The following is a 12,135-nucleotide window of genomic DNA, read 5'->3' as shown; positions in this document are numbered from 1 at the left end:
AAAGGCTATTTTTATTATTATACGGATCTGGTTATTGTTTATATTCCTCGTCTGTCACAGGTTGAAGCCAAACAGCACCACCAATATTGGTATTGGTTCCTATGGCAATATGTGTCATTGAATCGGTCGGTGTTGCTCCATGCCAATGCTCTATATTGGGCGGACATTTTACTACCTCTCCCTTTTTGATGATTTCAATTGGCTTTCCTTTTTCCTGATACATCCCTGTTCCCTCGGTCACCAAAAGTATCTGACCGCCTTTGTGATAGTGCCAGTTTGTTCTAGCACCAGGTTCAAAAGTAACGGAACCGATATTTACATGATGGGTGGTATCGGTTTCGACCAGATAGTTTAGCCAAACCGTTCCGGTAAAATTATTGTTGGTGACCTTTTCGCCTTTAGCGAAAACAGGTTCACTTTGCTTTTTTGTTTCTTCCATTTTCTGATTATTGCTGCACGCTGTACATAGTAGCATCGCTACAACCGACAGGATAGCTATCAAATTATATTTCATGATCATTGCTTATAGGTTTGCCTGATAAAATTTTATCAGCTCACTTGTTATCTGTGATACATATTCTGGTTTCCAATAGGTCTGTATATGCGTTGCTCCATCAATCAAAACCAATTCCTTGTTTTTGGCATTGGTAACTTTGGCAAAGGCTTCGTCTGTCATATATTTTGTATCGGCTTTGCTTCCTACAATCATCAGCAAAGGCTGATTGATTAACTCAATCTGGTCGGTGGCATCCCAAGTCATTAAATCCATCAGGCTACTGGTGGTGTAGAGAAAAGTAGAGTTGGGATGTGCGTGGGTCCTGTAATAATACTCAAAGCCCTCACGGTACAAATCGGTTGGGGTTTGTGCGATTTCCTCATCGGTGACGCTTGCCACACCTGAAAGTAGGATTTTACTACCTAAGGCTTCCTGTGCACGGGCATCTGATGCTTGCTTGATGCGTTGCTGAACAGTGTTCACTTGTGAATTCATAAAACCGTTTCGTCTAACTTCACCTGAATTGAACATACTTAATGTGGCCACTGCTTTGAAACGTTTGTCTGATTGGACAGCTTTCAATGTATAACCGCCACCGCCACAGATCCCCAATACACCTAAACGGTTGGCATCAACGCCTTTGTATTGCGTTATAAAATCTGCTGCCCCGCGTATATCTTCGGTACGGTATTGAGGTCTATCGGTATGACGAGGTTCTCCGCCGCTTGCTCCCTGATAGGCTGCATCGAACGCTATGGTCACATAGCCTGCCTCTGCTAACTGCTGTGCATAAAGCCCGGCAGTCTGTTCTTTGACGCCACCGTTAGGGTGTGCGACTACTACTGCAGGATATTTCTTTGAAGCATCGTAGCTGGCCGGCGTATAAACATTGGCTTTTATATCTATCCCGTTTAGTCTATAGCTAACAGGGTGAATATTTACTTTGCCTTTTTCATTTTTGGTTATGGCTCCGTTATATACCAATGTAAAAGGATTTTGTTCGTATCTCTTTTGACTACTTTGTGCATTTGCTATATGCATAAATGTTATTGTTGCTAGTGCGATTATTAATGATATTTTTTTCATTGTCTTAAGCTTTGATGGTGAATATTATTTGTCAAGCCCTTTTTCTTTCAACCAATCTGCCATCAGATTAGCTACTTGTTCATTATTCAGATCGGACATTAAAAAGTGTGTATTGCCATTGACCCCCATTTCAGGAAGATGCACCACTTTGGCATCGCCTCCGTGTTTGTTGATCGTTTCTGCCCAAAGTTTTGCCATTTCAAGACCCGAACGCCAATGGTCTTGGTTCCATACAGAAGTCGGTTCTTGAGCGATGTAGTCGCCATAGTAAATCACGATAGGCTTTGTAGTCAGCTTTTCAAAATCGGCCAAGGGTATTTCCACACCGTTTAAAGCGCCGAAAAGCCCTGTTGACAGGATAGGTTTTGGCAGTTCTCCCTGTGGAAATACGAAACCGCTATAAGGCTCATAAGCTACCACCGCTTTGACCTTGTCATTTTTTATGGCCGTGAGCCAACCCGCACCGCATCCCTGTGAATGTGTGACTAAAATGCCACTGCCAATTTTGTCGAATAATTGTGATACAGCATCTGTGACAACCTGGGCATCGAAAGGTCCTGTGTTAGGGGTCATTTGTCTATAAAACTGTTCTAAAGAGGCTTTGTCTTGTGGAAACTGCACATTGGGAAAGTAATGAGGATAATTGCCAATCCTGAATTGTGTAAACCAAAACTGCTCATCGGGTGTCGGTTTGATCGTTGCCTCAACGGTACTCTTACCCGCCTCGCCCCGTCGAGGTTGATCAATGAGATATACTCCGAAACCCTTTCTCAAAAAGATGTTTTGAAAACCTTCCCGTCCATCGGGTGTACTTTCCCACGTCTTTTTTGACTGACCAGCACCGTGTAAAAATACTAATGGATATTGATGGGCTTTCGTCGGAACTTGATAGAAAACATAAGCGTGGTCGCCGTGAAGCGTTTGGCCTTCGGGTTTCATCGCATTAGCGAGCTCGAAGTTTCCTGCTGCAGCCAGCATGGTGCCGCCAACCGCAAAACTTCCTTGCATCTCAATAACCAGTGGGCTTTGTTTGCTTTTAGGTTTCTTGTTTTGCGCATTTACGCCTACTGCCATAGCCATTGTTATCAGTAATAAGGTTATCTGTTTCATATTTTTATCATTTATTTTCCAACTCTTGCCTTTAAATGCGCAGGATAACGTTCGCCCGAAATCTTGATGGTATCTAATGTGGTATGTATCCTGTTCAGCTCATCGGGAGATAAAACAAGGTTTGCCCCGCCGATATTTTCCTGTAAACGGCTTAATTTAGTTGTGCCTGGTATCGGAACAATAAACGGCTTTTGTGCCAAAAGCCATGCCAATGCCACTTGGGCAGGTGTCGCGTTATGTTCTTTGGCGATTGCACGCACCAAATCAACCAATTGCTGATTGGCGGCTATGTTTTCAGGAAGAAAACGAGGCACAATACTTCTGAAATCGTCTTTTCCAAAGGTTGTGTCTTTGCTTATTGTGCCAGTTAGAAAGCCTTTACCCAATGGACTGAACGGAACAAAGCCAATCCCCAGTTCTTCCAAAGTAGGAATAATTTCTTTTTCGGGTTCACGGAAGAACATCGAGTATTCGCTTTGTAAAGCGGTCACTGGTTGTACAGCGTGCGCCTTACGTATCGTTTCCGCTCCAGCTTCAGACAATCCAAAGTGTTTGACCTTGCCCTCCTGAATTAATTCTTTTACTGCTCCTGCAACCTCATCAATCGGTACATTGGGGTCTCCTCTATGTTGATAGAACAAATCAATGTAATCTGTCTTTAATCTTTTCAATGCTGCTTCTGCAACGGCTTTTATCGTATCGGGACGGCTGTCCATTCCCAAGTCGGGCTTGCCGTCTTTAAATCCAAATTTAGTTGCAATCACTATATCATTACGGAACGGAGCAAGAGCTTCGCCCAACAGTTCTTCGTTGGTGTATGGTCCGTAGGCTTCCGCTGTATCAAAAAAAGTAATGCCCTGCTCGTAAGCGGAACGCAAGAGTTTTACAGCTTTGTCTTTTTCTGTAGGTTGCCCGTAGCCAAAACTTAGACCCATACAGCCTAAACCTAATGCTGATATTTCTAAACCGCTATTTCCTAATGTTCTTTTTTGCATAATATTTTATTTATTTTATTGGGTAAGTTTGGGACTTGTCAGCCATTTTACCATCCCGGGGTCAAGTTGGCTGAAAAACAAACTTTATTGGCGCCTACCGTTTGAATGTCGCTGTTACCTAAAAAACTGAAAATACGCATTTCAACTCCGTGTTCAATATGGACATTGTCCATGGTGTCTTATTTTGATTGATAATCTTGAAGTATTCCATTTAAGACCGTTTGCGCTGATTGCGCTTCTTCTTTTGCTAGGGTTGTTTTCAGCACCTCTACGTACTGCTGTAGCTGTTCCTGCGTTAAGCCTACATTCAGGCATATGATCAGATGGCTTTTGAGCATAGGTTCTGCTTTTCCGATGCCTGCTAGTACCGAAATTGTAACTAATTCTCTTTGTACGTAGCTCAATATATCCCTTTCAAAAATATCTGCAAACAAATGTTCTTTTAAAAAGGTATCTATGGTCGGTGCAAATGCTGAATAGCCTGAAAGCATATCTGGTTGTGGGGTTTGGGTCAGTTCGCCTAAAATCTTTTTACCTCGTACATATTTACTGCCTGTAATATCAATGGGCGAAGCATCGTTACCAATTTTATCTTTAATACCTTTAGCCTTGCGCCCATCCATGACTTCCATAAAAGTCTGCAACCCCCTGATGCTGCGTGGAAATCCTCAATACGCGTAGGTGTGCACCAGTACTTCTTTTATTTCATTGACGGTAAGTCCATTTTCAAGCCCTGTATTTAAGGCTGTTTTTAGTTTATTCAAATCGCCTGTTGCAGTCAATGCGGAAATGGTAATAATGCTCTGCTCTTGCAGGTTTAAACTTTTAGTTGTTAATGCCATTTGCTGTGCTTTTAAGGGATTGGTAAACCATGAGATGGCAATTAGTATGGCTATAAGACCGATTATTTTAAATTGTTTCATTTTTTTCTATTTACTATACAAATTTCGGAATATAAAAAATAATTGACTTATACCCATCACTGTTTTAATTACCAAAATCACTTATTGTAATAATTTTGTAAATGACAGAGACAGCAACACCCAAGCATTTGCTTGTTTCTGATATACCTCCGTCACCATAAAAGGGTTAGTTACTTCATTTCCGCCTACCACTGCTAATAATGTAATCTTATTCAGGAGAATCGCTGTGCTTCCTATGATATTGACCGATACGTCATGTATATCTGCCTTTTTGTACCAAATACCTCCACTTTTAATGACATCTATTTCACGCTCTTTCCCCCATGCTCCGCCCATATGTACAAAGACAGATTTTTCGTGAAATAAGGTTGTCAGCGTATCTACATTTTTGTCTGCCATCCATTGCCACTTGTCTTTGGATAGTTTAATGATTTCCTGCTCTTGCGGAGTACTTTGTGAAAATGCAGTTTGTGCACTCATAACGATGATGAATAATCCGAGAATAATTGTTTTCATATTTATCTGTTTTTTAAGTATTTATTTTATCTTTTGGCTTTTACAAAGATCTACGGCTTAGGGCACCAAGGAGTCAAAGATTATTTAACCAAACCAATTGTATGCAGCCATTTCATTACTTGTGTATGAACCTCCACTTCCTTTTCGCCTTCCATTACAAATAAAGTCCCATCTCGTTCAGCACCACCCTTAACAGTATAGCCGTCGGATACCTCACTGTTCGGGCATAATTTTTTTACCATTTGAAAACTGCTGCCGATACCATAGCCGGCATTGGTATTGAACGGAATTACTTTTTTACCGCTTAAATCATATTGATTTAAAAAGCTTTTTACCGGTGGAGGCAACTGCATTCCCCACGTTGGAAAACCGACAAAGACCACCTCGTATTTTTGAATGTTGTCAATCTTCGTTTTGAGGGGAGGCAGAAAGCCTATCCTGTTTTCTTCGGCTACTTGCTTTACCGTTGTCTGATAATGTTCGGGGTACGGTGTTTCCAGTTCCAAAGCAACCAAGTTGCCACCTACATTTTGTTGGATAATTTCGGCAACGGCTTTGGTGTTGTTGGTTCGGGACAAATAAACAATTAATGTCTTTTCGGGTTTTATATTTGATGATCGGCCAGTATTGATCTCTTTCCGCTGCGCAGAAGTGCAGGAGATCAAGACCATCGCTATTAAAAGTACTATTTGCATCTTCCAGTTCCTTTTATTTGTCATCCGATTATATAATTTGCATCCTGAGATCACGCTCTCAAACTATGGTAGTACAAAGTTGTCCGTAATTATTAACTTACTGCTTATACGGATTACGGTTTTACCTACCAAAATCACTGATATGTATAGACTAGCACAAAACACGGGGAATGATTTTGTAAATTTGTCTATCGAAATTAAACATTTGAGTAATGGAAGATATTATCAACTTCAGAAATATTAAGGAATATAATGCCTTTAATAATAATGAAACACTGCATCCGCTGGTAAGCGTGGTTGATCTGGATAAGGCTGAACCACGAAAGCTCAAACGACTTCGTTATGAGTTCTATACCGTCTTTCTCAAAAAAATACATTGCGGCGATTTACGCTATGGATTGGATCATTACGATTATGAGGAGGGTACCTTGATATTTCTTGCTCCAGGACAAGTTATTGGGGAAAATAAGGATGAATATTATCAGCCACAAGGCATTGCTTTGGTTTTCCATCCTGATTTAATTGCCGGTACTTCACTAGGAAAAAACATAGGCGATTATCATTTTTTCTCTTACGGGGTGAATGAGGCACTGCATTTAACGGAACAGGAAAGAAAGATTATCCAGGATTGCTTTTCCAAAATTGAATATGAGTTGCAGCACGCTATTGATAAACATAGCAAGCAATTAATTGTATCAAATATTGAATTGTTCTTGAATTATTGCACCCGATTTTATGATCGCCAGTTTATTACAAGAGAAAATGTCAATAAGGGGGTTTTGGAGCGTTTTGAACAAGTATTGGATCATTATTTTTCTTCTGATAAGCCTCAAAACATCGGTTTGCCGTCTGTCTCTTGGTGCGCTGAAGAGCTGAACCTATCTTCTAATTATTTTGGCGATCTGATTAAAAAAGAAACGAGAGTGTCTGCACAAGAATATATTCAATCCAAAGTGATCAATGTGGCGAAAGAACGAATTTTTGACAATTCTAAATCGATCAGTGAGGTTGCCTATGATTTGGGATTTAAATATCCACAACATTTTACTAGACTTTTTAAACAAAAAACAGGCGTTACGCCTGTTGAGTATCGGAATTTAAATTGATGACAAAAAAATCGATTGTCAAGCATTACATACAATCGTTTTATCTATTTTAATCCTTGATGTCTATTTACTAAAAATTTATTTTAAAAGCCATTTAACATCCCGCCGTCCAAAGGGATATTTGATCCGGTGAGATAATTGGCATATTGAGAACAGATAAAAGCTACGAGGTAACCATACTCTTCTGGTTTACCCAATCGATTCATCGGCACTTGCTTCAACCGCAAAGCCAGAGCTTCATCGTATGAAATATCGAGACGGTCGGCATCCATCTGTGTCAACGACTGAATACGCGCGGTATCAAAAAGACCTGTCAATATGCTATTCACCGTAATATGGTTTGAAGCGACATCCTTTGCCAATGATTTACTCCAACTCATCAATGCTGTACGGACTGTATTGGACAAAACCAGATTGGACATCGGTTCTTTTACTGTCAACGAGGATACATTGATAATACGACCAAATCCCTTATTTTTCATATGGGGCAATGCTAACTCGGTGGTGTAACAATGTGTCTTAAACAACAGATCAAACGCACGCTGATAGTCTTCTAAGGATTGTGCAGCAATGGTCCCTGCTTTTGGTCCATGGGTATTATTGATTAAAATATCAACCACATGATCATTAAAATAATGAGATATGGCGATCTTATATTCTTCGAAATTATTAAAATCAACAACAAGATAACGATGTGTCTGTCCCCTACTGCGATCTAAGGTGGCTAATGCTATTTTTAATTTATCTTCATTTCTAGCCATTAGGGTGACCGAAGCGCCATGTAAGGCGAGTTGCTGCGCAATAGCACAGCCTATTCCTCCAGAACTTGCTCCAACTAATGCTTTTTTATTTTCTAAATTGATATCTATCATATTATTTTTTCATTTCAAACTGATATAAACTAGTCTCGATTTTTGGCACGGACCATGGCGACAAATAGGTAAATGGACAGCGAAAAAGAAGTTGCTAAAAATACCCATGCCCAGATGGGAATGCCTAAAAATTTGGGTTCGACATGTGCTATTATAACCATCCCAGCCAGCATATTGAGGGATAAAACCATAATACCGATGACAATGCGATTGACTCCCTTTCTCAATATTTGAGTAAAAGACTTGGCGCTGATCAAATGATGATTGAGGGTAAAATTACCGAGTTTGATCTGTCTAAATAAACTTCTGAGATCGTCCGGTAGTTTTTCAATATCACGAACAAATGAAAAAGCTTTATTTTTTCCTTTTTCAAACAGGTACCTCGGATCCATCCGCTCCCGCATAATACGGTTGGCAAATGGCTTGATACTTTTCATGATATTTAGATGCGGATTGAGCTGGCGACCGATACCCTCCATCAATGATATACCACGGATTAATTGATAGATGTATTCTGGAAAATAAAGCCGGTTATCACCTATGATCGCCCATAATTTATCAAATAAAAACTCTAGACTGATATCGCCTAACGAAACATTATCAATAAGGTCAAAAATCTCATATAACGAGCGTTCAAAACGGGCACGATCGGGAATACTACTTACAATAGCAACATCTTCTATGGTGTCTGCGAGATGGACAGCATTGGAAGAAACCGCAGCTTGGATAAATTCTTCTAAGTTTTGTCGGTCGATAGACAACAATTTGCCCATATTTCCAAAATCAATAAAGGCCAGTTTTCCATTGGGGAGCACCATTAAGTTACCGGGATGAGGATCTCCATGGAAAAAACCATGTACGATCACTTGTTCCAAATAAAGATTGATACCATTATCTACGATCTCTTCCAGATCCAGGCCCATGGACTTCAATTGATCCTTATCGGTCACTTTCACACCATCTATAAACTCCATGGTCAAAATCCGATCGGAACTTATCTGAGGGTAAACTTTGGGTACAGTAATTTTATCATTGCCCTTAAAATTTTTAGCAAATCGTTCGATATTATATCGCTCATTCAATAAAGAAATCTCCTGTATTAGAGTCGCAGCAAAGGAATCAACGATCAAAGGTAAGTTGAGATTATGTAGCGGTTCACTGTACCCCACTAATATGCGGGCGATATCTCGCATGAGGGACAAGTCTGTTTTTAGGACTTCATCAACCTGAGGTCTTCTCACTTTTACCACCACATCTTGACCGTCGATCAGTTTTGCCCTGTAGACTTGAGAAATAGATGCCGCAGCAAAGGGTTCTGGCTCTATAGCTGAAAAATGTTCATCAAAATTGATTTCCAGTTCTTCTTCTATATAGCTTCTGATATCTATGGTAAAGGGGTCGACACGATCTTCTAAGAATCGCAATTCTTCGATCAGTTCTTGAGGTAATAGCCCTTCTCGTGTGGAGGCAGATTGGCCCAATTTAACAAATGCAGGGCCCAATTCTTCTAAAGCCATACGAATTCGTCTATAAACCGAGATGTTTGTGACATCTATCCCGATTTCTAAGGAAGTTTTATTGGTATTCCAAGGAAGTCTATTTAATATATCACGAAAGCCATATTTCGCTAGCACGCTAATAATATGGGAACTTCGTTGTAATTTCTTAGCTGAATTCTGCATCATAAAACCATCTTCGATAATTTCTTCAAGTTACAAAAACCCTGCCTACATATCTAATTTATTGCAACATGATCAGTCATCAACGTGTTAAAAGTATTTTTTAAAGTTCCACCTCTTCTTCCAAAGCATCTATATTATTTTTGATCATCTTTAAATATTTAGCATAATAATAGTAACTCATAGACTCAATGCAAATAACTAAAGAAACTAAACCTGCAAAAATCCCTAGCACCAAGAAAATAATAAAAGACGAATCATTTTTCCAGGTTTCTCCGAAATGATAAATCTTATCCACCCACTCTGCAGAGTGACCGAGCGAGAAAAAAATAAAACAGATCAGGAGACCCTGCGGCAATAACAAGTAGGATGACATCTTGTAGGTTTCGATAGAAAACTTTAAATCGTAATATAATTTCAGCAAATTTTCCCGAGAGCTCAACAGTTCAAACTGTTTGGTCGATTTATAGAAATAGAAAAACTTTTTATAATAAAACATACTGGATAGACACATCTGGAATAAGATGCAATAGTAGGCGACCTTCGCATATCCGGTAATCTGGTACACTTCTAAATTGGGTAATACCAATAAAAAAATAATCGCACATAGCCAGGATATAAATTCCGTCTTTATATTCTTCCTTAATTTCACAAGTATACTTCCCACTGATTTATAGTGACTAAGATTGGGATCAACCTCGAAATTATTTTCAGTTTGATTATTCCATTGTTCTTTTAATTCATCAAAATTCATAACCTTGTGTTTTAATAATCTGTTGCAACTTTTCTTTTGTTCTATTCAATTTTACACGCGCATTGACTTCAGAGATACCGAGATTGACAGCGATCTCACGATGGCTTTGCCCCTCCAAAAATAGAAAAATCAATGCTTTTTCTACGGGATTGATATGCTGCACAGCCTGATAAAAATAACGCAGCTGCTCTTCCTTTCTTTCTGTATCAAACTCTTCTTCCACATCAATATCCAAAGTCAACTCGTGCTGATCTGGTCTTCTTTTTTCTTTCTTGAAGTACATGAGGGCGGTATTGATAGCGACACGATATAACCAGGTCGAGAACAAGCTTTCTTGTCGAAAAGAACCATATGATCGCCATAACTGCATCACAATTTCTTGAAATAAATCTTGCTGATCCTCCAAATTGTCCATATACATACGCGACACTTTGATGATAGCACCTTTATTTTTTTCTATTTGTTTCAAAAATTGTTGTTCGTCTGGCTTTACCATTAACTATTTAGACTCTTTGCCTTAAAAAAATATACTATACAGGATTAGTGCAGCATTTTGTCAAATGTTACAATACAGCTATGAAAATAATATTATTTTATTCACTACTTTAGTTTAAATCAAAAAAATATCATCATATGGATAAAGTATTTTTTAGAGGTCAGGTACTGTGGGCCCAAATCGATCCAAATCGACATTTACGCCATTCTGCTTATGCAGATTTTTGTGCTCAAGCGAGAAGCAATATGCTAAACGGGATCGGATTATCGCTTAATCAATTTGCTATCCATCAAATCGGCCCCATTTTATTTAGAGAAGAACTACTTTATCATAGAGAAATTCATCTTGACGAGGAGATCTATGTTGAAGTGGAATTGACGCAATATAATGTAACGAACAGTCGTTTTTCATTCCGACATGTTGTATTTAAAGCCGATGGCACCAAAAGTGCTACCGTAATTGTGGATGGGGCCTGGTTAGATTTAGAAAAAAGAAAGTTAACCCCAATCCCAAATGAATGGAGTCATTTTATCAAGAAAATACCAAAGTCGGACGATTACGTAGAAATAAACGCATAAAAAAAAGCTTGCAGAAATCATCCTGCAAGCTTTTTTTTAATAAACACCTATTACTTAACTTCTATTAACCGTTTTGCTACAATTGAATCTTCTTTTTTACCTACTGTCACTACGAGTACACCGTCTTCATACAGCGCATCAATATTACTGTGATCTACGGTTTCAGGCAATGCAAAGGATCTTGAAAAAGAGGTATAATTAAACTCTCTTTTACTAAATAATTTCTCATCACTTACTGATTCTTCTTTTTTATCTGCAGAAATGGTGATAATTTTTTTATCCACATTGATCTTAAAATCTGACTTCGACAATCCTGGAGCTGCTAGTTCAATACGAAACGCTTTTTCTGTTTCAGAAATATTAACCGCAGGAACGCGAGAGATTAATCGATCTGAAATAAAAGAATCATTAAACAAATTATCAAATACTGTACTTACAAATGGATTTACAGAATCTGTATTCAAACTTTTTGTTGGAAATTTAATTAATGCCATTTTTTTATCCTCCTTTTATTAGTTATGTATTATTTTTTTTATATCAATTTATAAGCATATTTCAATTCCCATACCAAATTATAAAAACAACCCAATGTAGACAAAATGTCTTAAAAATATTTTCTAAAAAGACATTTTGTCATTTCATTATATTCCTAAAAATGACAACAACCTACTAATCAATGCCCTCACTATATATATAAAGCATTTCTTTCATGCTTGCGAGCAACGATCTTATGTTCATTGTAATGGAAATAGTATTGCGGAAAAAACAAAAATTGATTTTCAAACTTATAATGGAAGTGGTACACATATGAGGAAATAATGATGGTATG

General features: G+C 38.5%; 15 protein-coding genes. 2 read left to right on the top strand and 13 right to left on the bottom strand.

Annotated elements, in window-relative coordinates; all coding sequences use genetic code 11:
- Nucleotides 1-31: 31 nt before the first annotated feature.
- From B3P23_RS14645 to B3P23_RS14610, 8 genes are all read right to left on the bottom strand, one after another.
- Entirely contained in the window at nucleotides 32-514 is a 483-nt protein-coding gene (locus B3P23_RS14645) for a (R)-mandelonitrile lyase (protein WP_293927467.1), read from the bottom strand.
- 9 nt (nucleotides 515-523) lie between these two features.
- The gene (locus B3P23_RS14640) at nucleotides 524-1,582 is read right to left on the bottom strand and encodes an alpha/beta hydrolase (protein WP_293927464.1); all 1,059 of its coding nucleotides are present in this window, start codon (nucleotides 1,580-1,582) and stop codon (nucleotides 524-526) included.
- A gap of 24 nt (nucleotides 1,583-1,606) precedes the next feature.
- Nucleotides 1,607-2,521, bottom strand: a complete 915-nt coding sequence (locus B3P23_RS14635; RefSeq protein WP_293927461.1) for an alpha/beta hydrolase — start codon at nucleotides 2,519-2,521, stop codon at nucleotides 1,607-1,609.
- 182 nt (nucleotides 2,522-2,703) lie between these two features.
- Nucleotides 2,704-3,687 carry an aldo/keto reductase gene (locus B3P23_RS14630; protein WP_293927458.1) on the bottom strand — a complete coding sequence of 328 codons (984 nt, stop codon included), beginning with the start codon at nucleotides 3,685-3,687 and terminating at the stop codon, nucleotides 2,704-2,706.
- Nucleotides 3,688-3,866: 179 nt separating this feature from the next.
- On the bottom strand, nucleotides 3,867-4,319 hold the full coding sequence (locus B3P23_RS14625) for a carboxymuconolactone decarboxylase family protein (RefSeq protein ID WP_293927455.1): 453 nt from the start codon (nucleotides 4,317-4,319) through the stop codon (nucleotides 3,867-3,869).
- A 36-nt stretch (nucleotides 4,320-4,355) separates the two neighbouring features.
- Nucleotides 4,356-4,610 (bottom strand): carboxymuconolactone decarboxylase family protein, encoded by a 255-nt coding sequence (locus tag B3P23_RS14620; RefSeq protein ID WP_293927452.1) that lies wholly within the window; start codon nucleotides 4,608-4,610, stop codon nucleotides 4,356-4,358.
- An 81-nt stretch (nucleotides 4,611-4,691) separates the two neighbouring features.
- Nucleotides 4,692-5,126, bottom strand: a complete 435-nt coding sequence (locus B3P23_RS14615; RefSeq protein WP_293927449.1) for a nuclear transport factor 2 family protein — start codon at nucleotides 5,124-5,126, stop codon at nucleotides 4,692-4,694.
- A gap of 80 nt (nucleotides 5,127-5,206) precedes the next feature.
- On the bottom strand, nucleotides 5,207-5,821 hold the full coding sequence (locus B3P23_RS14610; protein ID WP_293927446.1) for a flavodoxin: 615 nt from the start codon (nucleotides 5,819-5,821) through the stop codon (nucleotides 5,207-5,209).
- A gap of 212 nt (nucleotides 5,822-6,033) precedes the next feature.
- Here B3P23_RS14610 and B3P23_RS14605 point away from each other — a divergent pair, with 212 nt between their 5' ends.
- The gene (locus B3P23_RS14605; RefSeq protein ID WP_293927443.1) at nucleotides 6,034-6,927 is read left to right on the top strand and encodes a helix-turn-helix domain-containing protein; all 894 of its coding nucleotides are present in this window, start codon (nucleotides 6,034-6,036) and stop codon (nucleotides 6,925-6,927) included.
- A gap of 83 nt (nucleotides 6,928-7,010) precedes the next feature.
- Here the strand turns inward: B3P23_RS14605 and B3P23_RS14600 are convergent, their stop codons facing one another.
- The 4 genes from B3P23_RS14600 to B3P23_RS14585 form a co-directional block, all read right to left on the bottom strand.
- Entirely contained in the window at nucleotides 7,011-7,799 is a 789-nt protein-coding gene (locus B3P23_RS14600) for an SDR family oxidoreductase (protein ID WP_281046936.1), read from the bottom strand.
- A gap of 29 nt (nucleotides 7,800-7,828) precedes the next feature.
- Nucleotides 7,829-9,484, bottom strand: a complete 1,656-nt coding sequence (locus tag B3P23_RS14595) for an ABC1 kinase family protein (protein WP_260948889.1) — start codon at nucleotides 9,482-9,484, stop codon at nucleotides 7,829-7,831.
- A 97-nt stretch (nucleotides 9,485-9,581) separates the two neighbouring features.
- Entirely contained in the window at nucleotides 9,582-10,232 is a 651-nt protein-coding gene (locus B3P23_RS14590) for a hypothetical protein (RefSeq protein WP_094772484.1), read from the bottom strand.
- Nucleotides 10,222-10,701, bottom strand: a complete 480-nt coding sequence (locus B3P23_RS14585; RefSeq protein WP_260948885.1) for an RNA polymerase sigma factor — start codon at nucleotides 10,699-10,701, stop codon at nucleotides 10,222-10,224. Before B3P23_RS14585 ends, B3P23_RS14590 begins: the two co-directional genes overlap by 11 nt.
- A 164-nt stretch (nucleotides 10,702-10,865) precedes the next feature.
- On the opposite strand from B3P23_RS14585, the gene B3P23_RS14580 reads away from it, so the two are divergent.
- Nucleotides 10,866-11,306: an acyl-CoA thioesterase gene (locus B3P23_RS14580; protein ID WP_260948883.1), complete on the top strand. Its 441-nt coding sequence runs from the start codon at nucleotides 10,866-10,868 to the stop codon at nucleotides 11,304-11,306.
- A gap of 50 nt (nucleotides 11,307-11,356) precedes the next feature.
- On the opposite strand, the gene B3P23_RS14575 is transcribed toward B3P23_RS14580, so the two are convergent.
- Nucleotides 11,357-11,800, bottom strand: coding sequence for an Hsp20/alpha crystallin family protein (locus B3P23_RS14575; protein ID WP_094772482.1), 444 nt, complete (start codon nucleotides 11,798-11,800; stop codon nucleotides 11,357-11,359).
- Nucleotides 11,801-12,135: the final 335 nt, after the last annotated feature.

This window comes from Sphingobacterium sp. UBA6320, assembly GCF_002440335.1.
In the GTDB taxonomy this organism is placed as follows: domain Bacteria; phylum Bacteroidota; class Bacteroidia; order Sphingobacteriales; family Sphingobacteriaceae; genus Sphingobacterium.
Note: the sequence above shows the minus strand (reverse complement) of the source record. Positions and strands in the feature narration are given on the sequence as shown.

Bases quoted from the DNA above. Each gene is read 5' to 3' on its own strand.
- B3P23_RS14645 (WP_293927467.1), bottom strand. From the start codon at position 514: ATGAAATATAATTTGATAGCTATCCTGTCGGTTGTAGCGATGCTACTA.
- B3P23_RS14640 (WP_293927464.1), bottom strand. From the start codon at position 1,582: ATGAAAAAAATATCATTAATAATCGCACTAGCAACAATAACATTTATG.
- B3P23_RS14635 (WP_293927461.1), bottom strand. From the start codon at position 2,521: ATGAAACCCGAAGGCCAAACGCTTCACGGCGACCACGCTTATGTTTTC.
- B3P23_RS14630 (WP_293927458.1), bottom strand. From the start codon at position 3,687: ATGCAAAAAAGAACATTAGGAAATAGCGGTTTAGAAATATCAGCATTA.
- B3P23_RS14625 (WP_293927455.1), bottom strand. From the start codon at position 4,319: ATGGAAGTCATGGATGGGCGCAAGGCTAAAGGTATTAAAGATAAAATT.
- B3P23_RS14620 (WP_293927452.1), bottom strand. From the start codon at position 4,610: ATGAAACAATTTAAAATAATCGGTCTTATAGCCATACTAATTGCCATC.
- B3P23_RS14615 (WP_293927449.1), bottom strand. From the start codon at position 5,126: ATGAAAACAATTATTCTCGGATTATTCATCATCGTTATGAGTGCACAA.
- B3P23_RS14610 (WP_293927446.1), bottom strand. From the start codon at position 5,821: ATGCAAATAGTACTTTTAATAGCGATGGTCTTGATCTCCTGCACTTCT.
- B3P23_RS14605 (WP_293927443.1), top strand. From the start codon at position 6,034: ATGGAAGATATTATCAACTTCAGAAATATTAAGGAATATAATGCCTTT.
- B3P23_RS14600 (WP_281046936.1), bottom strand. From the start codon at position 7,799: ATGATAGATATCAATTTAGAAAATAAAAAAGCATTAGTTGGAGCAAGT.
- B3P23_RS14595 (WP_260948889.1), bottom strand. From the start codon at position 9,484: ATGATGCAGAATTCAGCTAAGAAATTACAACGAAGTTCCCATATTATT.
- B3P23_RS14590 (WP_094772484.1), bottom strand. From the start codon at position 10,232: ATGAATTTTGATGAATTAAAAGAACAATGGAATAATCAAACTGAAAAT.
- B3P23_RS14580 (WP_260948883.1), top strand. From the start codon at position 10,866: ATGGATAAAGTATTTTTTAGAGGTCAGGTACTGTGGGCCCAAATCGAT.
- B3P23_RS14575 (WP_094772482.1), bottom strand. From the start codon at position 11,800: ATGGCATTAATTAAATTTCCAACAAAAAGTTTGAATACAGATTCTGTA.